Below are 23185 nucleotides of genomic sequence, written 5' to 3'. Positions count from 1 at the left end.
CGTCGTGCCACCCCCTCGCCTCTGCTTCGCCGCCGCCGTCTGCTCCGGCCGGCCGCCCCGTCGGTGGGTGTCGTCTTCCACCCGGGCCCGCCGCGCTCGCGCGACGATCGACCGGTCCTCGTCCACAAGTTATCCACAGCCTGTGTACGTACCGATTGTGGCCGCCCGCCGAACGCGGGTCGGACCTGCCCCTGCCTGAACGGGCGCTGAAGCGGGTGCACCGTGCCGAACGATCCACTACCTTGTCCGGTCCTGCCTCGCCGGTGACGACCGGACCTTTCGACGCTGACCGCAATCGGGCACGGTAACAGCGTTGTCCGCGCGTCATCAACCGCCGACGCGCGGCGACCCTCGCCGACATCAGCGAAAACTGCCGCTTTCCCGTCGGGTGTCCGCCCTGCCGGGGTTGTTTGACGGTGGTTGTTGCCCTGCGTAGGGTTCAGGGGCTGCTCCCTCGCCCTCTGCTAGGGTGATACGTGTTTGCTGTCCGCGGTCACTGCCCCGCAGTGCCAAGGTTCCGCTTCGCCGGGCAGCATCGATCGGGGGGCCACCGTCGAGGTGGCCTGGACCACCACACGATCCCGGCGACCCCTCGCCCGGGGCGTACGAAAACGGAGAGCCTGACGTGAGCAAGCGCACCTACCAGCCGAACAACCGCCGGCGCGCGAAGACCCACGGCTTCCGGCTGCGCATGCGCACCCGTGCCGGCCGCGCCATCCTGTCGACCCGTCGCTCCAAGGGCCGCACCCGCCTGTCGGCCTGAGGCCGACCGGGCAGGTCCGGGGACGGTGGGCAGTCGTGCTGGCAGCCGCACAGCGACTGCGGCGCAGTACTGACTTCGCCGCAGCGGTCCGGGGCGGCCGGCGCGCCGGCCGGGGCGCCGTCGTTGTCCACCTGAGCATGCCGACAGCCCTCGACCCCACGACAGCAACCTCGCCGGAGCCGGCGCGGAGCATCGGTACGGAGCACACCTCCGGGCCGGCCCGCGCCGGCTTCGTCGTGTCCAAGGCCGTCGGCAACGCCGTGGTCCGCAACCGGGTCCGGCGTCGCCTACGACACCTGGTCCGTGACCGGCTGGCCGCGCTGCCCGACGGAAGCACCCTGGTCGTACGCGCGTTGCCCGCCGCGGCCGACGCGTCGTACCCGCGCCTGGACGCCGATCTGGACGCGGCGATCGCCGCCGCCACGGCGCCCCGCGGCCGGCGGTCCCGGTGACCGCGGGACCGACCGGGCCCCGGCCGGCGACGATCGGTGCCCGGGTGCTGACCGGGCCCGTCGTCGCGTACCGTCGGTGGATAAGTCCGGCTCTGCCGGCCCGCTGCCGGTTCTACCCGTCATGCAGCGCCTACGCCCTGGAGGCGGTGGCGGTGCACGGCGCGATCCGGGGAGCGGGCCTGACGGCCCGGCGGTTGTTGCGCTGCCACCCCTTCAACCCAGGTGGACACGACCCGGTGCCGGAGCCGGGCGGCCGCCGCCGTGCCGATGTGACTGGAGCCTGAGAATTGAGTCTCGACTGGGTCTACTACGCGATTTCGTGGATCCTGCTGGTCTGGCACGGGGCCTGGGACGCCATCGGCATACCGGACGGGGCTGCGATCGGCAGCAACTGGGCCTGGATCCTCGCCATCATCTTCCTGGTGGTCACCGTCCGGGTGATCCTCTTCCCGGTCTTCGTCAAGCAGATCAAGTCGCAGCGCGCCATGCAGGCGCTTCAGCCGCAGGTCAAGGCGCTGCAGGAGAAGCACAAGAGTGACCGCGAGACGCTCCAGAAAGAAATGATGGAGCTCTACAAGAAGGAGAAGGCCAACCCGCTCATGGGTTGTCTGCCGATGTTCCTTCAGATCCCCGTCTTCCTGGGGCTCTTCCACGTGCTTCGTCGACTCAACCCGGACAAGAGCGAGGCCGGCAAGACCCTCTACGGCTGGACGGTCACCCAGTTCGAGAGCGCCTCGTCCGCGAAGATCTTCACGGCCCCGATCGCCGGCAAGTTCGGCTCGACCGCCGAGGAGCTGGCCCGGCTCGGTGCCAACGGCACCACCGTCAAGATCATCGCTGGTGTCCTGGTCCTGGTCATGATGGGCACCACCTACCTCACCAGCCGTCAGATGATCCTCAAGACCGGTTGGGCCGAGGACCCGCAGCAGCGGATGATCCAGAAGCTGATGCTCTACGGCATCCCGTTCTCGCTGCTCATCTCCGGTGCGATCTTCCCGATCGGTGTGATCATCTACTGGGTCACGAACAACCTCTTCACCCTCGGCCAGCAGCAGTGGGTGCTGCGCAAGTTCCCGCCGCCGCCCACCGTCAACGCCGGCAAGCCGGGCACCTCGACCCGCAACCCGGTGCAGCCGGCGAAGACCAGCAGCCTGCTGGGCCGCCGCAAGCCGGCCCCCCAGGCCCCGGCCAAGCCGGCCGCGCCGAAGATCGCCGGCCCCAAGCCGGGTGCCAAGCCGGCCAACCCCAAGAAGAGCCGCCCCGCCAAGCGGCAGGGCTGACGAACCTCCGGGCCGCCGTCGGGACACCGACGGCGGCCCGTTCCGCACCGCGCAGCCGCCATCCGGCCGGCGCCGGGCGTAACCGCCGCGCACGACGCGGCCACGGGCGAAACTGCCCGTACGACACACGTGCCCGTGGGCACCGGCGACCTCCCGCCGGCCCCGGGAGACCAGCGGACCCGACGGTCCGGCCGAGCGAGTACGGAGATGAGACCGTGACCGACACCAGCACCCCCCGCGCCGAGCAGTCCCTGGACGAGGAGGAGACCGAGCCGACCGCGGTGCACGACGAGACCGGGGAGGCCGACGAGGAATCGGCTGACGAGACGCCCAGCACCCGGGAGAAGAAGACCGTCGGCGAGAGCGAGCTGTTCCGGCAGAGCGAGATCGCGGCCGACTACGTCGAGGGGCTGCTCGACATCCTCGACTACGACGGCGACATCGACGAACTGGTCTCCGCCGGTCGTCCCATGGTCGAGGTCGTCGGCGCACGACTGGAGAACCTCGTCGGCCAGCGCGGCGCCACCCTGGAGGCGCTCCAGGAACTCGCCCGGCTGGCCGTCTTCCGGCAGACCGGCACCCCCAGCCGGCTGCTGCTCGACGTCAGCGGCTACCGGGCCAACCGGCGCAAGGAACTCGCCGCCGTCGCGAAGAACGCGGTGGAGAAGGCCAAGGAGCACGGCGAGGCCGTCCGCCTGGAGCCGATGTCCGCGTTCGAGCGCAAGTGCGTTCACGACGTGGTCAACGCGATGAGCGGCGTGCAGAGCGAGTCCGAGGGCGTCGAGCCGAACCGGCGCATCATCGTCCGGCCGACGGACTGACCGGGTGAGCAACCACGACACCACGGCCGACGCCGTGGACGGCCCGGGTGGCACGTCACCCGGGCCGTCGCCTGTCCGGCCCGAACCGGACGCCAGCCCCGGCACCGCGCCGTCGCCCGCGTCGGGCGACGCGACGACCCCGCCGGCGCCGTTGCCCCCGTCGGGCGACGCGGTGCCGGGCGACGCGACGGCCCCGACGGCCCCGCCGGCCGTGACGGCCGACGCGGCACCGTCGCCGGCCGAGGCGGCGCTGCCGCCGGAGTTGGCGGCAGCGGCCCGCACCCTCTTCGGTGACCGGCTCGAACTGGCCGCCGCGTACGCCGAACTGCTCGCCACCGACGGCGTGGTGCGCGGGCTGATCGGTCCGCGGGAGGCTCCCCGGATCTGGGACCGCCACCTGCTCAACTGCGCCGCCGTGGCCGAGCGGATTCCGCAGGGCGCGACGGTGTTGGACGTCGGCTCCGGGGCGGGACTGCCCGGCCTGGTGCTGGCCATCGCGCGACCCGACCTGACGGTGACCCTGATCGAACCGCTCGCCCGACGGACCTCCTTCCTCGTCGAGGTGGTGCAGCACCTCGGCTTGGCGAAGATGGTGCGGGTGTTCCGGGGGCGCGCCGACGAGGCGGCCACGGGAGCGACGGGCATCGCCCCGTTGAGCGGGGACGTGGTCACCGCGCGCGCCGTCGCGCCGCTGGACCGGCTCTCGACGCTGTGCCTGCCGCTGGTGGTGCGGGGCGGGCGGCTCCTCGCGCTCAAGGGCACGTCCGCCGCCGACGAGGTCGCCGAGCATGCGCAGGTCGTGGCGCGGCTGGGCGGTGGCACGCCCGAGGTGCACCGCTGTGGTCAGGGAGTGATCGATCCGCCGACGACGGTGGTGGAGATCGTGCGGGAACGGATGATCGGGCCGGCCCGACCGAAGACTCCGAAACGCTCCCGCGGCGGGCGGCCCCGGGGTCGCTGACTCCCCCCGGGGCCGGCGGTGGATGCCCGCCTGCCGGCTTCCCGGCCGCCGGTTGGTCGTTGAACCGGTACGGGTGGACGGAAGGACGAGAACCCGACGTGGACCGGCCGCGCCCGTGAGCCGTAGGCTGGCTGCGCGTCGATAGTGTGGAGCGGACGGCACGCACATTCGCCGGTCCCGCCGCTCCCGCCGCTCCCGCCGGTCCGTACGCTCCGCGGCGCGAGGGCGTGCGACCAGTTGACGGGGTGCGGACCGACCATCCGAAGCGGGCAGGGATGACAGGTGCATGACGACGGCAGGTACGACGATCCACGTGAAACCGGGTCAACGGGCGACCCGGTTTCACGTGAAACCGACCACCCGAGCTGGCCGCCCGACCAACCCTCCGGCGACGAGACCGGCCGCCCACCGCAGCGCGCCGCGACCGCCCGGGCGAACGGCGTCGAGCCGGCCGGGGCTGAGCCCTCGACGCCCCGCCCGGCGCCGGGTGGCCCGCACCCCGGCGGTTCATCTGGTGGCCGGGTGAGCCCCGGTCGTCGCAACGCCCCGGCGGCCCGCACCGACTCCGCCGTTCCGCAGCAGCCCACCCCGGACTCGGTACCGGACGCGACCCGCGATCCCGTTCCCGTCACGGAAACGCCGGCGCCCTCGGTCGCTTCCCCCGCCGAGGACGCGTACGTTTCACGTGAAACCCCGACGCGCGAAGAGGATGACCCACCGTTGGCTATGGAGGCGATGCGCGCCGTGCAGATCCTGAATCCGAGTGGCGAGGTGACCATGCCTCGACCGGAACGGACGCGGGTCATGTGCGTCGCGAACCAGAAGGGCGGCGTGGGCAAGACCACGACCACGGTGAACCTTGCGGTGGCGCTCGCCCTGCACGGCAACCGGGTGCTGGTGGTCGACCTGGACCCGCAAGGTAACGCCTCCACCGGGCTGAACGTCCCGCACCACACGGGCGTGCCGGACGTCTACGACTGCCTCATCAACAGCGTGCCCCTGGAGGAGGTCGCCCAGGGCGTCGAGGGGATCCCCAACCTCTGGTGCGTACCGGCGACGATCGACCTCGCCGGGGCGGAGATCGAGCTGGTGTCGGTGGTGGCCCGGGAGTCCCGCCTGGTCCGGGCGATCGACGCCTACCCCGGCCACTTCGACTACGTCTTCATCGACTGCCCGCCCTCGCTCGGCCTGTTGACGGTCAACGCGCTCGTGGCCGCGCAGGAGGTGCTCATTCCCATCCAGTGCGAGTACTACGCCCTGGAAGGGCTGAACCAGCTGATCAACAACATCAACCTGGTCCGCCAGCACCTCAACCCCCGGCTCGACGTCTCCACCATCCTGCTCACCATGTACGACCGGCGTACCCGGCTGGCCGACGCCGTCGAGCAGGACGTGCGCAACCACTTCGGCGACAAGGTTCTGCAGGCCGTCATCCCCCGCAACGTCCGCGTCTCGGAGGCACCCAGCTACGGCCAGTCGGTGATGACCTACGATCCGGGATCGCGGGGGGCGACGAGCTACTTCGAAGCCGCCCAGGAGATCGCCGAGCGTGGCATCAAGGAGCCGGTGAGCCGGAATGCGTAGTGCGGAACAGTCGCTGGGAGGCGTGGCATGAAGAACCGTCCTAGGGGCGGTCTGGGGAAGGGCCTGGGGGCTCTCATCCCGACCGGTCCAGCGCCGACCGCAGTCATCGAGCCACCCGTCACCGCGGAGCCGGCCCCGGCGACCGACCCGCCGGTCGCCGCCGCGCCCGTAGCGGCACCGGCCGAACCGGATCGCGCCGTACCGGCGCCGCCCGCGCAGCCCGAACCGCAGCAGCCCGTGCTCAGCCCGGTGCCCGGTGCCCGGTTCGCCGAGATCCCGGTCGACGCGATAGTGCCGAACCCGAAGCAGCCCCGCCAGGTCTTCGACGAGGACGCCCTGGACGAGTTGAAGGCCTCCATCGAACAGGTCGGTTTTCTCCAGCCGATCGTGGTGCGGCAGCTCGACGACGAGAAGTACGAGCTCGTCATGGGCGAGCGTCGCTGGCGTGCCGCGCAGGCCGTCGGGCGGGAGAACATCCCGGCGATTGTCCGGGACACCCACGACGACGCCATGCTCCGCGACGCACTGCTGGAGAACATCCATCGGGCGAACCTGAACCCGCTGGAGGAGGCTGCGGCCTACCAGCAGCTCCTGGACGAGTTCGGTGCCACCCACGAGGAACTCGCCCGGCGGATCGGGCGGAGCCGGCCGCAGATCTCGAACACCATCCGGCTGCTCAACCTGCCGGCACCGGTGCAGCAGCGGGTCGCCGCCGGCATCCTCTCCGCCGGGCACGCCCGCGCGCTGCTGAGTCTCGACAGGCCCGAGGCGCAGGAACAGCTCGCGCTCCGGATCGTCGCCGAGGGCATCTCGGTCCGCGCGACCGAGGAGATCGTCGCGTTGGCGTTGAGTGACGGCACGAGCGAGAAGGAGCCGGCAAAGCGCCGCCCCAAGCCGCACGCCCCCGCGCTGACGGACCTGGCCGACAAGCTTTCGGACCGGTTCGACACCCGCGTGAAGGTGGACATCGGCCGGAGCAAAGGAAAGATCACGATCGAGTTCGCCACGGTCGACGACCTGGAACGGATCGTCGACATCATCGGCGTCGGCCAGCAGGAGGAGCCGCAGAGCTGAACAGGCTGGCGCCGCCTCGGCCGCGCCAGCCGAACTGGCCTCTCGATACGGGTACGGCACCACCGGCCGCGCGACCTCCGGGTCACGCGGCCGCTTCCTGCCCGGCGAGGGTGTCGCCGCTTCTCGACCTGCGTCGGAGCGAGCGGGCGTTTCCCGGCGGACCGACCGGTGGCCCGGATGGTCAGCCTCCACCGGGACGGTGGGCCGCCCGGTACCGGCCGCCTTCGGTGGTTCGTGCGGCCTGGGGCCGCTGGCCGTGGCACCCTCCGGGCATGCCGAGCCGCCACGTCGGCTTGCCCGCCCCGCAGTGCCCGTCCGACGGAACTGGCCGCGCTGAGCAGCCCGTCGTACGCCCCTGTGGGGCGTCCGGAGGCGTTCCCGCACCCGCAGGGCGGGTCCGCTTCGCGTCGAGCGTGTGGGCCGCCAGGGCGTGCTGTCCGCCGCGTGTCCTCACCCGCCCGCCGCGCCGGTAATCGGGGCCTGCCGCCCCGTGACCGGCTTCCCCCGTGACCGGCTTCCACCGCCGCTCGGCGTCGTCGGCGTACACCGGCACCCGGTGACCGGCTTCCCGCGTGATTGGCTCCCGCCTCGTGATCGGCATGCAACCCGTGGCCGTGCCACCCCCGTGATCAGCTCCCGCCCCGTGATTGGACCTGCCACTTCGAGGCCGTGATTGCCACTCCGCGCCCGGAAGGGCCCGGCAGGCAGATCCGCGCTCTGATTGCAGCCCCAGCAGGTCGAGCGTGGCGCGGGCCGGCTGAAATCGTGCAGCGGTACCGTGCGCGGACGCGTCGACTTACCTTCGCTTCGGGCACGGCGGTTCTCCGTGCCGCCCGGCGTGCCGGGGGCCGCCTCTGTTTCACGTGAAACGGAGGGCGGAGGGAGTCATCGCTGCCCGGAGCCCGGGGGAAGAGTCGGTTTCACGTGAAACCCGATTTCGTCTTCGCCTCGCGTTGCGAGCGACGCCGCCGCCCTGCCTGGGGCTCCTCGCCGACTGCGGTCGCTGGGTCCGCACCCGGACCTGTCCAGGCGTGTGTCTGCGCCGAGCGCTTGTCGGGCTCGCTCCTCTGCCGTCCGGGCCTTTTCCTGACCCGGGGCCTCGATCGGAGAGGCTGGGTAGAGGACTCGGCGAACGCCGCCGCCATCCAATGACCCGGCAGGCATGTAGGGAAAGATCCGTGCCTCTGAGCCGAACCTGCGCCAGGTCGTGCACTTCCGGTCGCCATCGGCCGTGGTGCCGCTGCCGTGGGGACCGGTGGAGCGGATGGGGCGGCGTCGTCGTAAAGCGGTGGGGCGACATCGTCGTGGGGCGGTGAAGCGGCCGTGGCGGTGTCGCCGGGAGGTGGAGCGGGGGTGGGCAGTCCCTTGCGGGCTTGTCCCCATCCCACCGGCAGCGGGTCGCCTACCGGCATCCTTGCCGGGTGGAAGGATCGCCGATGCTCCGGAGGTGAAGGGCGAGCCCGTCCGGGGGTCCCGCAGCGGCACGACTGCCGGCCCGCCGGGTGCCGACCCCGACCCTCCCGCTCCGACCCTCCCGCTCCGACCCTCCCGCCTCGGCGGGAGCGCGCCCGGGCCTGTCGTCCCTGTACCCGCCGCAGGACGTCGTGACGGGCCGACGAAGATCGGTGGCGGGGGATCAACGGACGCCGGTCGCACCGCGCTCGGTTTCACGTGAAACCGGTGGCTCGGAGCGGGCGGCGAACCGCCGTGCAGCCCCGGAAGTTATCCACAGGGGTTATCCACAGGCGCACCCCGTTTCACGTGAAACCCCGCGTGGAACGGGGTGCCAGCCTGTGGATGACGGGGTGTGTTCCGGGTCTCGTCGGCCTGTGGACACCCTGTGGATAGCGCTACCGCCGCTGTGTGTCCTGGGCGGGGTCAGAGTGCTGCGTCGATCGTTCGGGTGGGGACAGCGACCCCCGGAAAGGGTTAGGGTCAGCGTCGTGCAAGACACCCCTCCCTCCGTTCCGGACTTCACCCAGTGGCCGTCCTTTCCCTTCGAGGGCGACCTTCGTGTCAAGCAACTCGACGAGCCGGTCCCGGTCGAACCGCCGCGTAAGGGCGAGGGTCATCGGGAGTGCACCGCCTGCTCCGCCCCCGACGATGCCTACATCTGGGTGGGTGAACGATGGCGGGTGCGCGCCATGGACCGCCCGACCGGCCTGCCGATGGTGCTGATTTTGGAAACGCGTTCGCACCTGGATCTCGGCGACCTGCCGAACCTGCTCGCCGCCGAGCTGGGCGTGATGACCGTCCGGCTGGAACGGGCCATCCGGTCCCTCGACGGGGTGGCCCGGGTGCACGTCAACCGCTGGGGTGACGGCTCGGCCCACCTGCACATGTGGTTCCTCGCCCGGCCCTATGGTCAGCTTCAGCTCCGGGGGACCTTCCTGTCCCTGTGGGATTCCATCCTGCCGCCCATCTCCGAGGCCCGATGGCGAGAGAATCTCGCCATGGTCGCCGCCTGGCTGGCGGAGTTCGGGGGCCGGCCGCTGGCCGAGCCGCCGCGCATCCAGTGGCAGGCGCCGTCCAGCTTCGCCGGGCAGGCGCCGGTCGATGCCGAGCCGCCGCCCGGCGAGCCGGTTTCCGTGATCGAGTTCGCCGCGGAGGCCCCACCGGCGGAGGAGGCGGACGCCGAGGCAGCCGCCAGGGACGCCAACCGCTCGGACGGCTAGGACCACCGCGATCTCGGCGGGGCCGGCCGGCCGGTCATGGGCGCCGGGCCGCGGCACGCGCCACGAGGGTGCCGACCATCCTGCCGAAGTCCAAACCGGCCGCCTGGACCGCGAGCGGCAGCAGCGAGGTCTCGGTCATTCCCGGCGAGACGTTGACCTCCAGCACGTGCGGTCGCCCGGCGGCGTCCACGATCAGGTCGACGCGGCTCAGGTCGCGCAGGCCCAGCGCGGTGTGCGCGGCCAGCGCGACCTCGGCGACCTCGGCGGCGACCGCCGGCGCCAACCGGGCGGGCGTGTGCCAGGTCGTCCGGCCGGCCGTGTAGCGGGCGGCGTAGTCGTACACCCCGTTGCGGGGCACGATCTCCACGGCCGGCAGGGCGCGCGGCCCGTCGCCCTGGTCGACCACGGAGACCGCCACGTCCATGCCGGGCACGTACCGCTCGACCAGCGCCGTCGGGTCGTACGCGAAGCAGCCGACCATCGCGGCCGGCAGGGATGCGGCGTCCCGGACCACGGCGGCGCCCAGCCCCGAACCGCCCTGCGCGGGCTTCACCATCAGCGGCAGCCCCAGCCGGTCGACGATCCGGTCCAGCACCGCGACGGCGCCCAGCTCGGAGAACCGGTCGTGCGGGAGGGCGACCCAGTCCGGGGTGGGGATGCCGGCCTCGCGGAGCACCGCCTTGGCGGAGGGCTTGTCCCAGGCGAGCCGGGACGCGCGGGCGTCACATCCGACGTACGGGACGCCGCAGAGGTCGAGGACACCGCGCAGCGACCCGTCCTCGCCGGTGGCACCGTGCAGGGCGATCACGACGGCGTCCGGCGGGTCAGCCATCAGGGCCGGCAGCAGCGTCACGTCGGCATCCCGCTGCTCGGCGTCCATGCCGGCCGCGCGCAGCGCGTCGAGCACCCGGCGCCCGGACCGGAGCGAGACGTCGCGTTCGTAGGAGAGCCCGCCCGCGAGCACCAGAACCCGCAGGTCGGTGGCGGCGGAGTCGGTCACGGCATAACGGTCGGCAGCGGTGGAAGCCATGCCGGAATCATGCCAAGTCGGGACCGGGCGTGTCCGAGCCGGCCTGGCCGCGCCGCGCACCGGGGCGGCCGACCGCGCCGAACACCCGCCGCATGGCGATGTCCTGCTCCATCACGCCGGCGAGTCGCCGTACGCCCTCACGGATCCGTTCCGGGGACGGGAACGAGAAGTTGAGCCGCATGGTGCCGCTGCCGCCGCCGTCGGCGTAGAAGCCGGTGCCCGGCACGTACGCGACCCGGGCGGCGATGGCCCTCGGCATCATCGCCTTCGAGTCGAGCCCGTCGGGCAGGGTCGCCCAGACGAAGAGACCGCCCTCCGGCCTGGTCCAGGTCGTGCCGGCGGGCATCAGGTCGTCCAGCGCGGTGAGCATCGCGTCCCGCCGTTCCCGGTAGACCTCGCGGTAGACCTTGAGCTGCTCCTGCCAGGGCATGGTGCCGAGGTAGGTGGAGACGGCGGCCTGCGCGTAGCCGCTCGGGCAGAGGATCTGCGCCTCGCTGGCGATGACCAGCTTGTCGCGGACGGCGTGCGGCGCGAGGATCCAACCGACCCGCAGGCCCGGGGCGAATGTCTTGGAGAAGGTGCTGAGGTAGAAGACCCCGTCGCGGCGGCGCGCCCGCAGCGGAGCCGGCGCGTCTCCGGAGAAACCGAGCTGGCCGTACGGGTCGTCCTCGACCACCAGCAGGCCGGCGCGCTCGCAGATGTCCAGCACCCGCTCGCGCCGCTGTTCGGTCAGTGTCACGCCCGTCGGGTTCTGGTAGGTCGGGATGGTGTAGAGGAACTTGACCCGGCGGCCGGCGCGGGCCTGCTCGGCGACGATCGTCTCCAGCGCCTCCGGGATCAGCCCGTCGTCGTCCATTGGCACGTGCACGACCTGCGCCTGGGCGGCCTGGAACACCCCGAGCGCGCCGACGTAGGTCGGGCCCTCGGCGAGCACCACGTCCCCCGGGTCGAGGAAGAGCCGGGCCACCAGGTCGAGGGCCTGCTGCCCGCCCACGGTGACCACCACGTCGTCCGGGGAGGCGCCGCAGGCGGCGTCGATGCCGGAGAGGGCCATCACCTCGCAGATCCGTTCGCGCAGCTCCAGGGTGCCCTGGCCGATGCCGTACTGCAGGGTGGTGGTGCCGTGTTCGGCGCCGAGCCGGCCGAGCATCTCGCCGACCGCGTCGAGCGGCAGCGCGGCGATGTAGGGGGCGCCGCCGGCCAGCGAGACCACCTCCGGCCGGCTGGCCACCGCGAAGAGCGCGCGGATCTCGGAGGCCGTCATGCCCCGTACGCGGCGGGCGTAGCGGTCGGTGTAGTCGTCGAGCGTCGTGCCGGTCATGACATCACCTCGATGGCTGCTCGGGTGGGCTCCGCCCCGGGCGTGCCCGGGGCACCGGCGACCATGGCGACGCGGGGCGCCGAAGGTCGATCCTAGCCGCCACCTGCCGAGGCGTCACCGGTCCGGGCGCGGCTTCCACATCGCGGACGGGTGCGGCGGTCCCGGGGTGGGGGGCATTCGTGCGTCCCCTCCCATGGCGTCCGTTCTCGGCGTACGATCGCTCGTCGGGGCAGGAAGGCGGCGTTGTCGTTCCGTGCCGGTCTCTCACCTCCGAGCCTAGTGTGGGGATGCAGCCAATGTCGCGACGTCTGGTGAGCTTGACCCTCGACACCCTGGAGGACCTGCCCCGCCCGTGCCGGCAGTGCGTCTACTGGGAGCTGGATCCGGTCTCGGCGGACCGGGCCCGCGCCGCGGGCGACCCGGGGCTGGAGAAGGAGGCCTGGGTCTCGCAGACGTTGCTGGAGTGGGGCTCCTGCGGCAAGCTCGTCTACGTCGACGGCATGCCGGGCGGCTTCGTCCTGTACGCCCCGCCGGCCTACGTGCCCCGGTCGATGGCGTTTCCGACGTCCCCGGTCTCCGCCGACGCCGCGCTGCTGATGACGGCCAACGTGGTGCCGGCCTTCGCCGGCGGCGGGTTGGGCCGGATGCTGGTCCAGGGCGTCGCGCGTGACCTCACCAAGCGCGGCATCAAGGCGATCGAGGCGTTCGGCGACGCGAAGTTCGGCGACGCGGCGGACCCCGCCGGCACCTGTGTCGCCCCGGCCGACTTCTTCCTCTCGGTGGGCTTCAAGACGGTGCGACCCCACCCGCGCTTCCCCCGCCTGCGGCTCGAGCTGCGTACCGCGCTGAGCTGGAAGTCCGACGTCGAGTACGCGCTGGAGAAGCTGCTGGGCTCGATGAGCCCCGAGACGCTGCTACGCCCGGTCCGGCCCACCCCGGCCACCCGCTCGACCACCGGCTGACGGCGCCGACTCGACCGGGGTGGCACGGGCGATGCCGACCTCGGCCGCTCGCGGTGCGCGGCCCGGCCGATCCCCGCGCGCGGCCCGGCCGACCATCGTGCGCGGCTCAGTCGACGACCGTGCCGGCGGCCACCGCCGCCCGTAGCTCGCTCACGTCGATCGAGCCGGTGGGCACGTCCCGCTCGACGGGGAAGTACATCCGCTGCACGGCGGCCACGACGGCCTCCACCACCCGGTCCCGGAACCCGGGGGTGACCAGCCGGGCCCGGTCGGCGTGCGAGGTGAGGTAGCCGACCTCGACGCGTACGGCCGGCATCCGGGTCAGCCGCAGCAGGTCCCACGCTTTCGCGTGCGTGCGGCAGTCGCGCAGCCCGGTGCGCATGACGATCTCCCGCTGCACCAGCCCGGCGAGCCGCTCCCCGGTCGCCGAGGTCACGCCGTTGTCGGTGCCGTAGTGGTAGGTCGCCACCCCCTCGGCCTCCGGGTTGTCGTGCCCGTCGACGTGCAGCGAGATGAAGACGTCGGCGCCGAGCGAGTTGGCCAGTTCCGCCCGGTCGACGTCGGGCAGGCAGTCCTCCGGCGCGGGGCCCCGGGTGAGCTGTACCCGGACGCCGGATGCGGCGAGCCTGCCCTCCAACCGGCTGGCCAGGTCGTGCACGAGGTCCGCCTCGGTCCACCGCAGCGGCCCCGCGGGCACCACCACGCCCTCGTCGGTGCCCCCGTGGCCGGGGTCGATGACGACGGTCCGCCCCACCAGCGTCGGGCCGGACTGCCGGATGGCGTCGGACTCGCGCAGCCACTGCGGCCGTCCGCCGACGACCTTGCGGCCGAGCCGGCGTAGCGCGTTCATGGTGTGCGGCCCGCAGGAGCCGTCGGGTGTGAGCCCCACCTCGCGCTGGAACTGGGCGACCGCCCGGGAGGTCCGTACGCCGTAGATGGCGTCCGCGCGCCCGGCGTCGTACCCCATCTCCAGCAGCCGTTCCTGTAGCGAACGGACGTCCTCGCCGGTGAGCGGCTCCGGGACGGCGTGGTAGAGCGTGCGGGCGCCGAGACGCCAGCGGGCGGAGTCCAGGGCCCGCCAGGTCTCCGCGCCGACCCGCCCGTCGACGCTGAGCCCTCGGGACTGCTGGAACGCCCGCACGGCCCGTTCGGTGTGGGCGTCGAACTCGTCGGCACCGGGAGCCGTGGGGGCGAGCAGGTCGAGGCCGGTCAGCACCGTACGGATCTCCGTGACGGCGGGTCCACGGTCACCGGGTCGGATCGGACGCACGCACGACCCCCTCTGCGCGGACGGTTGCTGGCCGGGCGGCCCCGGCTTGAGGTTATGCGCTCTCCGGGCCGCGGTGCGGCACGTCCGGGAAAAGCGTCGACCCCGCGCCCGGCGGACCGGGTGCGGGGTCGACGTGCGTAGGTGCTGCTCAGAGGGCCGATTCGATGAGCTTGACGAGCTCGCCCTTCGGCTTGGCGCCGGCGATCGACTGCACCGGCTCGCCGTTCTTGAAGACGGTCAGGGTCGGCACCGACATGACCCGGTACGCGCGGGCGGTCTCCGGGTTCTCGTCGATGTTGAGCTTGACGATGGTGACCTGGTCACCCATCTCGCCGGCGATCTCCTCCAACAGGGGCGACACCTTGCGGCACGGCCCGCACCACTCGGCCCAGAAGTCCACCAGGACCGGCTTGTCGGACTTCAGCACGTCAGCGGCGAAACTCGCGTCGGTGACCGACTTCGTTGCTCCCACTATGACCCTCCTCCGATGTGTTTCGGTTTTCAGCCCTGCAGCGTGGCGATGAAGCGCTCGGCGTCCAGCGCGGCGGAACAGCCCGTGCCGGCGGCGGTGATGGCCTGCCGGTAGGTGTGGTCCACCAGGTCGCCGGCGGCGAAGACGCCGGGCACGCTCGTCCGGGTGCTGGGCGCCTGGACCTTCACGTAGCCCTCGTCGTCCAGCTCGACCTGCCCTCGGAAGAGCTCGCTGCGGGGGTCGTGCCCGATGGCCACGAAGACACCGGTGACGTCCATGACCTTGGACTCGCCGGTGTGCGTGTTGCGGACCCGCACCCCGCAGACCTTGCCGTCGTCGCCGAGGATCTCCTCGACGGTGCTGTTCCACTCGACCTTGATCTTGTCGTTGCTCAGCGCCCGCTCAGCCATGATCTTGCTGGCCCGGAAGGAGTCCCGGCGGTGGATGATGGTGACCGACTCGGCGAACCGGGTGAGGAAGCTGGCCTCCTCCATCGCCGAGTCGCCGCCACCGACGACCACGATGTGCTGGTTGCGGAAGAAGAAACCGTCGCAGGTCGCGCAGGACGAGACGCCGTGGCCCAGGTACTCCTGCTCGCCGGGCACACCCAGGGGGCGCCACGCGGAGCCGGTGGTGAGGATGACGGCCCGGGCCCGGTAGGCGGTCTGGCCCACCCAGACGGTGCTGACCGCGTCGGAGCCCAGGCTGCCGGTGTCCTTCAGCTCGACCCGCGTCACGTCGTCGGTGAGGAACTCCGCGCCGAACCGCTCGGCCTGCTTGCGCATGTTGTCCATCAGTTCGGGACCGAGGATGCCGTCGGCGAAACCGGGGAAGTTCTCCACCTCGGTGGTCGTCATCAGCGCGCCGCCGGACTGCGCTCCCTCGATAATGAGCGGCTTGAGGTTGGCGCGCGCCGCGTAGACGGCCGCCGTGTAACCGGCCGGCCCCGAGCCGATGATGATCAGGTTGCGGACCTCGTCCACTGCCGTCTCCCGATTGTCTTGGTCGCCATCGGCGCGCACCGATGCCGATCGGATGCCGACGCCCCTCGCGGGGCCGACACTTCGATGTGCAGAACGTCATCGTACGAACCGGGGATTCCCCAGCCGGCCATCCGGTGGGTCAGGTCACGCGGACCGGCACGTCCGGTGGCCGCGAGGTCACCCTACCCGCGTGCGGTAGCGACTGTCCGAGCCGGACCCGGGCACCCCGCACTCCGGGCCGCTCGCCCAGGCCCAGTGGGCTCCCGTGGCGTCGGTGAAGCGCACGATCAGCGCCGGGTGGCCCTGGAACCGCGCGTAGTCGACCACGTCGACCACGAGCGGGCCGTTGCCGTGCTCGGCGTTGATCTCGCCGATGCAGGCGCCCAGGGCGGCGGGATCGGTGAGCCGGTCGAGCCCGGTGGCGGAGCCGGGCATCCGCCCGCCCTCGGCCTGGACGCCGGGCCGTTCCGCGGGCGCGCCGCTGGCGAACAGCCGCGACTTCGGAAGCTCGCCCAGGCCCTCCGGCGTGTAGTCCATGCCGCTGCGCTGCGGCGGCTGGCCGACGATGCGGAACGGTGTGGTGGTGGGATCGACGCTCTCGTGGCGCACGGTGCCCGGCAACGCCGAGTCCGCGGCCCCGTCCACCCGCTGCTCCCTGGTGAGCTGGTTGACCCCGAGCCCGACCGCCGCGATCGACACGGCCGCCAGGGCGACCGGCCCGGCCAACCGGTGCCAACGGCGCCGCCGTCGCCCCGGCCCGGTGGCTCCGCCCCGTCCGGGCTCCGACCGGGGAACGCTGGCAGGACGCCGCCCCGACCCGCCGACGGGCTGCGGCGGCACCGGACCCGAACCGACCCGGACCGTCCGCTCCGGCCCGTCGTCCGACGCCGTCTGGTGCCCCGCCGCCCCGTCGCCCGTCCGGTCGGGACCCGGTCGGTCGGGGTGGCCCGGCGCCGCGTGGTCCGTGGCCGGGTGCGCGGTGGCGAGGGCCAGCGCGGCGTCGATCCGGTCGGTGACGTCGGCCGGCATCGCGACGGCGGGCGTGCCCCAGGCGGCCAGGCCCGCGCGGACGTCGGCCACGGCGGGGGCCAGCAGCGCGTACGCCTGCGCCCAGGCGGCGTCCTCGTCGACCAGCCGGGCGACGTACGTCTCGTCGGGGGTGCCGTCCAGCGCCCCGCCGAGGTAGTCGGCGAGCAGGTCGTGGTCGACCTCCCTGAACTCCCCGGCCGTCACGAGTCCTCCTGGTGGGCGTCCCGCCGGGACCGTCCCGACCCCGATCGGACGCCCTCGGGCGACCGCGGGTTCCCTCGGGTGACGGCCGGCACGTCCGTGCCCGTCGCCGGCTCCGCCCGCCGGGGGACGGACGCGGGCTCGGGGCGCTGTGGGGTCGACGGCGGCTGCGTGGCGGGGCGGGGCCGCAGGTGCCCGAGCTGCGTCGCCAGGCGGGCCCGGCCCCGCGCGCACCGGCTCTTGACCGTGCCCTCGGCCACGCCGAGGATCAGGGCCACCTCGGCGACGGGGTAGCCCTGCACGTCGACCAGGATCAGCGCCGCCCGCTGCTCGGCCGGCAGCCCGGCGAGGGCCTGCCGGACCACGAGCGCGGTGTCGTGGTCCTGGGCGGGCGCCGCCGGCTCGACGCCCCCGGTGCCGGAGTCGGTGTCGCGGACCCCGTCCGGCAGGGGCACCGTGGGGTGCGCCTGCCGGCGACGGATCCGGTCCAGGCAGGCGTTCACCACGATCCGGTGCAGCCAGGTGGTGACCGCCGAGTCGCCCCGGAACCGGCCGGCGGCCCGATGCGCGGAGAGCAGCGCGTCCTGGAGGGCGTCGGCGGCCTCCTCGCGGTCGCCGAGCGTGCGCAGGGCCACGGCCCAGAGCCGGTCCCGGTGGCGGTGGAAGAGTTCGGCGAAGGCGTGCCGGTCGCCGTCGACGTGGGCGCGCAGGAGATCGAGGTCCGGCACCCCGGCCGGTGGCACCCACGACTCGGCCGGTGGACCCGCTGGTCCACCGGCCGCTCGTTCCCCGCGTACGCCCATCACCACATCCGGCGGATGCGGTGCCCCGAGCGCGACGGCCGGCTCACGAACCCTGGACCGTGATCTCCTGGACCCCGAGCTTGTAGCCGCCGTCACTCGAGGGCAGCTCGGTGATCCAGAACAGCAGGTAGCGGTATTTCTGGTCGGCGTTGAAGCCGTTGAAGGTCATCTTGGTGCCCTCGTGCTCCTGGAACGGCTGGCCGATCGCCGTCTTCTTGTAGTCCGCGAAGAGCTGGGCGTCACCGGCGGACGACGAGGGCCGTTCGGTGCTGCCGGCGTAGAGCTGGGCGGAGGCGCCCCGGGCGGAGAGGAGGACCTGCACGGACTTGACCGTGTGCTCGCCGCCGAGGTCGACCCAGACGCCCATGCCCTGCTTGAGGTTGCCGAAGTTGGCGCGGCCCTTGTAGGTCTGGGTCTCCCAGCCGTCGTCCTCGTTGCCGTCGAACACCTTGTCGGCGTTTCTGACCTCGGTCCGGTCGCCTTCCGGGTCGATGATCCGGGCGGTGCTGATCTTCAACGGACCGGCCGTGACGGCGGCCGGGGCGGCCTCGTCGACGGGAGCGTTCGACGAGGGCGCGGCGACCGGGTTGGTCTGCGGGTTGTCGTCGCCGCCCAGGGTGCTGATGCCGATCAGCAGACCGACCAGGGCGACCGCCAGCAGGCCGGCGATGCCGATGGCGACCTTGCGTCCGCCTGCGGCGGCCAGCGGCGAGGGCACCTCGCCGGTGTCGGGCGTGAAGCGCAGCGGGCCGCCGTTGTCCAGGAACTGCTCGTCGGCCGACACGTCGAGCCGGGCCAGCTCGGCCGCGAGCACGTCCGACGAGGGCGGCTCGATCTCGGCGTCGAGCAGGTCCATGGTGAGGTCGTCGAGGTATGCCGGCACACCCGCCCGGATCTGCCGGGGCGCGGCGATCGCCCCGCCCGCGTCGCGTACGGCGTCGGGGATGGCGGCTCGGCCGTGGCCGGCGGTGGCGCCGCGCAGCGGGGCCTCGGCGTGCGGCCAGTGCCCGGTCAGGGCGAAGTAGAGGACACCACCGACCGCGCGGACGTCGCTCTGGTGGTTGTCGGCGCCGTCGGTACGCGCGTCGGCCAGCACGACCCGGCCGTCGTCGCTGATCATCACGGTGCCGGGGTGGACGTTGCCGTGCACCATGCCGGTGGCGTGGACCGCGGCGAGGGCGCTGGCGACCGCGTTGCCGATGGTGGTGGCGCGGGCCGGGTCCAGCGGACCGTCGGCGACCAGTTCGCGCAGCGAGTGCCCGTCGACCCACTCCCGCACCACGTACGCGCGTTCGGCCTCGTCGATCGCGTCGTAGACGCCGACCAGGTTGGGGTGGATGACCCGGCTGGCCGCGACGGCGCCCTGGAGCATCTCGGTGGCAGAGTCGCCACCCGGATAGCGCAGCACGACCGCGACAGGGCGGCGCAGGATGACGTCGATCCCGCGCCAGACCAGCCGACCAGCGCTGTCGTTGTTGATGTGCTCGACCAGCTCGTAACGCTCGGCGAGGACCTCACCGGCCGTGGGAGCACCGAAGGTCGTGACCTGAGGAGCGCTCTCCTCCGCCTCCTGACCTTCGCCGACCTGGGTCACCCGTCCTCCCTCGGTGATCGTGTCGATCGATGGACCCGCGCTGCTGGGCATGTGGTTCCCGCTCTGCCTTCGAAGGAACAGGCCGGCCGTTGTCGACGCGCAGCGTCGGCGCCTGCCGTACCCGTCGAGAGCGACCTTACCCGGGATGGCCGTCTCCCCGACATGTCATCTTCGCGCCGCTCCCGGGCCGAGCTGCCGGCGGGCGGCACAGTTGTCCGGTTGCGCCCGTTGTCAGCCACGTTGCCGGCACATGTACTGGCCAATCTAGAGGTTGACCGCAACCGACCACCGGGAGGGGCCGGCCGGCACGGCGATCGCGCCGATGCCGCCGGGTTCCCGCCGATCGGGCCACCATGCTCAGCCGTACGGTTGGTTATCCACAGGCCGATAGGGTGGTTGAGCGGCGGATCGTGGAGTTATCCACAGGCGCATCCCCAGGCTGGTGATCCTCGTTCACTGAGAGTGCGGTCCGCCCGCGCGTCACCCGGCACCCCGGGTCAGCGGCCCAGCCGGCGTCGGACCATGCCCACGACCTCGGTGATCTCGCTGATCCGCAGGACCATCGCCAGCCCGAGGTACGTCCCGCCGATGACCGCGCCGCCGACCAGGAGCTGGACGATGGCCTGCGCGCGGGTCGGCGTGTCGTCGCCGGGCAGCAGCGTGACCACGATCAGGCCGACCACGGCCGCGCCCAGCGCGGCGAGCACGACCCGCCCGCCGCTGCGCAGGATCGCGCCGAGGCCGATCCGGCCCACCCGGGGGCGCAGCAGCCAGGCGGAGGCGATCGCGGCGGCCAGGTAGGAGACGGCGTTGCCGATCATCATGCCGGCCCCGGCGAAGCTCGCCGAGAAGGCCGCGAAGAGCACGATCTGCACCCCGACGCGCAGCGCCACGACCGGGATGTTGATCAGCGCCGGGGTGCGGGTGTCCGGCAGGGCGTAGAAGGCGAAGGTGAAGAGCTGGCTGACCGCGAACGGCACGAGCGCGAGCGCGGCGGCGAGCAGCACCACGGAGGTGGCCGTGGCGTTGTCCTCGTTGAAGGCGCCGAAGCGGAACAGGGTGAACGCGATCGGGGTGGCGAGCACGGCGTAGCAGACCGCGATCGGGGCGAGCACCGCCGTGACCATCCGGGTGCCCCGGGACAGGTCGGCGGCCACGTCGGCGTACCGGCCGTCGGCGGCGGCGGCGCTCATCCGGGGCATCAGCGCGGTGATGATCGAGACGGCGATGATGCCGTGCGCCATCATCAGCAGCAGGAAGACGTTGTTGTAGATCAGTGGGCCGGCGGCGTTCTCGCGGCCGGCCCGGTTGAGCAGGTTGAACAGCACGATCAGGCCGATCTGGCTGACCGCGACGTAGCAGAACATCCACGCCCCGAGCCGGCCCAGCTCGCGCAGGCCCAGCTCCCGGAAGTCGAACCGCAGCTTCCAGCGGAAGCCGACCTTGCGCAGCGCCGGCAGCAGGCCGGCGGCCTGGATCGCCACGCCGAGCAGGGTGCCGCCGCCGATCAGCAGGATCCGCCCGGTGGTCATGTCGCCCGGCTTGACGATCTCCGCGCCGAAGATCGCGATGTAGAGGCCGGCGGTGGCGATCACCACCAGGTTGTTCAGGATCGGCGCCCACATCGGGGCGGCGAAGTGCCCCCGGGTGTTGAGCACCGCGCTGATCAGCGCGCTGAGCCCCGAGAAGAAGATGATCGGCAGCATCAGGCGACCGAGCGCCGTGACCAGCTTCGCGTAGTCGTCGGTCGACTCGCCGCTGCCGTAGAGCGAGGTCAGCGTCGAGGCGAAAACGACCGCGAGCAGCGCCGCCACGCCGAGCGCGAGCACCGCCAGGGTCAGCAGCCGCTGGGCGTACGCCTGGCCGCCGTCCGCGTCGGACTTGCGCCGCCGCACCAGCACCGGGATCAGCACGCTGGTGAGGACGCCACCGAGCAGGAACTCGTAGACCATCCCGGGCAGGATCTGCGCGGTGGTGTACGCGTCGCCGACCAGTGCGCCGCCGAGCGCCGCCGCGATCACCAGGTTGCGCAGGAAGCCCGTACCCCGGCTGACCAGGCTGCCGATCGCCATCACCGCGCTGTTGGTCGCGGCGCTGGCCTCGCCCACCTGCTCCTGCGGCGGCGCCACCGACTCCATGGCCGGCTGGTTGAGCGGCTCGGCGGAGATGAACGTGGCACCGTCCGACGGCCGTCCGGGCGCGTTGCCGCCCTCGGCGGCGTTCGCGCTGCGGTAGAGACCGCCGCTCATCTTTGTCGCCTCCAAGGCAGGGGTACGTCGAAGCCGGGCACCGGGCCCGCACGTCACAGACGATAGTCAACGGCCGTGCGTTACCCGCGCCCGGCGGACCACATCCCCACCGGGACCGATAGTCTGGCGCTCCCATGTTCGAAGCCTCCGCTCCCCACGCCGCCGACCGCCGCGAACTCACCGCCGCACAGCGCAACGCCGTCGCCGAACTGCTCCGGGTCTCCCCGGTCGCCGACGAGTTGGGCCGCCGGTTCGCGCGGGCCGGTCACGAGCTGCACCTGGTGGGCGGTTCGGTACGCGACGCGCTGCTCGGCCGCCTCGGCGACGACCTCGACTTCTGCACCGACGCGCACCCCGACGAGACCCTGCACATCGTGCGCGGCTGGGCCGAGTCGATCTGGGAGACCGGCCGGGAGTTCGGCACCATCGGATGCCAGCGCGACGGCCTGCGGCTGGAGATCACCACCTTCCGCGCCGAGTCCTACGACCAGGTCAGCCGCAACCCGGTCGTCGAGTACGGCACCGACCTCGCCGAGGACCTGCGGCGGCGCGACTTCACCATCAACGCGATGGCGGTCAGCCTGCCCGAGCACCGGTTCACCGACCCGCACGGCGGGCTGGACGACCTGGCCGCCAACGTGATCCGCACCCCGGGCACCCCCGCGCAGTCGTTCGGCGACGACCCGCTGCGCATGCTGCGCGCGGCCCGGTTCGCGGCCCAGCTGCGGTTCGTCGTGCACCCCGACGCGTACGCGGCGATGACCCGGATGGCCGCCGACCTGGACCGGATCACCGCCGAGCGGATCCGCGACGAGTTCACCAAGCTGCTCTGCGGCGCGGACCCGATCACCGGGCTGCGGCTGCTCGTCGACACCGGCCTCGCCGAGCGGTTCCTGCCCGAGCTGACCGGGCTGAAGCTGGAGATCGACGAGCACGCCCAGCACAAGGACGTCTACGAGCACACCCTCACCGTGGTGAGCAACGCCGTCTCGTACGAGACGGAGGGGCCGGACTTCGTCCTGCGGATGGCGGCGCTGATGCACGACGTCGGAAAGCCGGCGACGAAGGCCGTGGGCCCGGACGCCCGCGTCAGCTTCCACCACCACGAGGTGGTCGGTGCCCGGCTCACCAAGGCCCGGATGAAGGCGCTGCGCTACCCGAAGGAGATCACCGCCAAGGTCACCGCGCTGGTGGCGCTGCACCTGCGCTTCTACGGCTACGGGCGGGGCGAGTGGACCGACTCGGCGGTACGCCGTTACGTCGCGGACGCCGGTGACCTGCTGCCGCGCCTGCACAAGCTCACCCGGTCGGACTGCACCACCCGCAACCGGCGCAAGGCGGCCCAGCTCGCCGCCGACTACGACGCGCTGGAGGAGCGGATCGCCCGCATCTCCGCCGAGGAGGACCTCGCGCGGGTCCGGCCCGACCTGGACGGCAACGCCATCATGGAGTTGCTGGGCGTGCCGCCGGGGCCCGTCGTCGGGCAGGCCTGGAAGCACCTCAAGGAGCTGCGCCTGGAGCGCGGCCCGTTGGACCGTGACGAGGCCGAGGCGGAGCTGCTGCGTTGGGCCCGCGACGAGGGCATCGTCGGGTAGTCCCACCAGGCGCCACGGCACCGACCACGTCGACCGCCACGGGCCGGTCCGACGCGGACCGCGCCC

General features: G+C 72.5%; 18 protein-coding genes and 2 pseudogenes. 11 read left to right on the top strand and 9 right to left on the bottom strand.

The genetic code is table 11. From position 1 onward, the window contains the following. Positions 1–625 precede the first annotated feature (625 nt). The 9 genes and pseudogenes from rpmH to ACQ452_RS28460 all read left to right on the top strand — a co-directional run. Positions 626–763: a 50S ribosomal protein L34 gene (gene rpmH / locus ACQ452_RS28500; protein ID WP_088959667.1), complete on the top strand. Its 138-nt coding sequence runs from the start codon at positions 626–628 to the stop codon at positions 761–763. 35 nt (positions 764–798) lie between these two features. Then, complete coding sequence (gene rnpA, locus ACQ452_RS28495; protein WP_433388905.1) at positions 799–1215, top strand: ribonuclease P protein component; 417 nt, start codon at positions 799–801, stop codon at positions 1213–1215. After that, a complete protein-coding gene (gene yidD, locus ACQ452_RS28490; RefSeq protein WP_433388903.1) occupies positions 1212–1499 on the top strand; it encodes a membrane protein insertion efficiency factor YidD in 288 nt (95 codons plus the stop codon). Before rnpA ends, yidD begins: the two co-directional genes overlap by 4 nt. 3 nt (positions 1500–1502) lie before the next feature. After that, complete coding sequence (gene yidC, locus ACQ452_RS28485) at positions 1503–2495, top strand: membrane protein insertase YidC (protein ID WP_433388902.1); 993 nt, start codon at positions 1503–1505, stop codon at positions 2493–2495. Between the two features lie 215 nt (positions 2496–2710). Further along, positions 2711–3316 carry a protein jag gene (locus ACQ452_RS28480; RefSeq protein WP_433388900.1) on the top strand — a complete coding sequence of 202 codons (606 nt, stop codon included), beginning with the start codon at positions 2711–2713 and terminating at the stop codon, positions 3314–3316. Positions 3317–3527: 211 nt separating this feature from the next. After that, positions 3528–4277, top strand: coding sequence for a 16S rRNA (guanine(527)-N(7))-methyltransferase RsmG (gene rsmG / locus ACQ452_RS28475; RefSeq protein WP_433394481.1), 750 nt, complete (start codon positions 3528–3530; stop codon positions 4275–4277). 522 nt (positions 4278–4799) lie between these two features. Further along, complete coding sequence (locus ACQ452_RS28470) at positions 4800–5861, top strand: ParA family protein (RefSeq protein ID WP_433388898.1); 1062 nt, start codon at positions 4800–4802, stop codon at positions 5859–5861. Between the two features lie 27 nt (positions 5862–5888). Next, positions 5889–6935, top strand: a complete 1047-nt coding sequence (locus tag ACQ452_RS28465) for a ParB/RepB/Spo0J family partition protein (protein ID WP_433388896.1) — start codon at positions 5889–5891, stop codon at positions 6933–6935. Between the two features lie 1943 nt (positions 6936–8878). After that, a pseudogene (locus ACQ452_RS28460) lies at positions 8879–9604 on the top strand (hypothetical protein); the annotation flags it as partial. A gap of 40 nt (positions 9605–9644) precedes the next feature. Here the strand turns inward: ACQ452_RS28460 and ACQ452_RS28455 are convergent. Both ACQ452_RS28455 and ACQ452_RS28450 read right to left on the bottom strand, forming a co-directional pair. Beyond that, entirely contained in the window at positions 9645–10640 is a 996-nt protein-coding gene (locus ACQ452_RS28455) for a D-alanine--D-alanine ligase family protein (protein ID WP_433388894.1), read from the bottom strand. A 7-nt stretch (positions 10641–10647) separates the two neighbouring features. Next, positions 10648–11961, bottom strand: a complete 1314-nt coding sequence (locus ACQ452_RS28450; protein WP_433388893.1) for a PLP-dependent aminotransferase family protein — start codon at positions 11959–11961, stop codon at positions 10648–10650. Positions 11962–12257: 296 nt separating this feature from the next. Between ACQ452_RS28450 and ACQ452_RS28445 the strand changes: the two genes are divergently transcribed. Continuing rightward, positions 12258–12923: a GNAT family N-acetyltransferase gene (locus ACQ452_RS28445; protein WP_433388891.1), complete on the top strand. Its 666-nt coding sequence runs from the start codon at positions 12258–12260 to the stop codon at positions 12921–12923. Positions 12924–13029: 106 nt separating this feature from the next. On the opposite strand, the gene ACQ452_RS28440 is transcribed toward ACQ452_RS28445, so the two are convergent. The 7 genes and pseudogenes from ACQ452_RS28440 to murJ form a co-directional block, all read right to left on the bottom strand. Continuing rightward, positions 13030–14193, bottom strand: coding sequence for an N-acetylmuramoyl-L-alanine amidase (locus ACQ452_RS28440; protein ID WP_433388889.1), 1164 nt, complete (start codon positions 14191–14193; stop codon positions 13030–13032). A 148-nt stretch (positions 14194–14341) separates the two neighbouring features. Then, the gene (gene trxA / locus ACQ452_RS28435) at positions 14342–14665 is read right to left on the bottom strand and encodes a thioredoxin (protein ID WP_250793747.1); all 324 of its coding nucleotides are present in this window, start codon (positions 14663–14665) and stop codon (positions 14342–14344) included. Between the two features lie 29 nt (positions 14666–14694). Then, entirely contained in the window at positions 14695–15648 is a 954-nt protein-coding gene (gene trxB, locus ACQ452_RS28430) for a thioredoxin-disulfide reductase (RefSeq protein WP_433388887.1), read from the bottom strand. Positions 15649–15825: 177 nt separating this feature from the next. Continuing rightward, a complete protein-coding gene (locus ACQ452_RS28425; RefSeq protein WP_433388885.1) occupies positions 15826–16881 on the bottom strand; it encodes a hypothetical protein in 1056 nt (351 codons plus the stop codon). Positions 16882–17063: 182 nt separating this feature from the next. After that, positions 17064–17681: pseudogene (sigM, locus tag ACQ452_RS28420) on the bottom strand (RNA polymerase sigma factor SigM); the annotation flags it as partial. A 43-nt stretch (positions 17682–17724) separates the two neighbouring features. After that, the gene (locus tag ACQ452_RS28415; RefSeq protein WP_433388883.1) at positions 17725–19326 is read right to left on the bottom strand and encodes a protein kinase family protein; all 1602 of its coding nucleotides are present in this window, start codon (positions 19324–19326) and stop codon (positions 17725–17727) included. 446 nt (positions 19327–19772) lie between these two features. Continuing rightward, the gene (gene murJ / locus ACQ452_RS28410; protein ID WP_433388881.1) at positions 19773–21524 is read right to left on the bottom strand and encodes a murein biosynthesis integral membrane protein MurJ; all 1752 of its coding nucleotides are present in this window, start codon (positions 21522–21524) and stop codon (positions 19773–19775) included. Positions 21525–21658: 134 nt separating this feature from the next. Between murJ and ACQ452_RS28405 the strand changes: the two genes are divergently transcribed. Beyond that, positions 21659–23119 carry a CCA tRNA nucleotidyltransferase gene (locus tag ACQ452_RS28405; protein WP_433388880.1) on the top strand — a complete coding sequence of 487 codons (1461 nt, stop codon included), beginning with the start codon at positions 21659–21661 and terminating at the stop codon, positions 23117–23119. Positions 23120–23185: the final 66 nt, after the last annotated feature.

It is taken from the genome of Micromonospora sp. KLBMP9576 (genome assembly GCF_050941805.1).
Classification (GTDB): domain Bacteria; phylum Actinomycetota; class Actinomycetes; order Mycobacteriales; family Micromonosporaceae; genus Micromonospora.
Note: the sequence above shows the minus strand (reverse complement) of the source record. Positions and strands in the feature narration are given on the sequence as shown.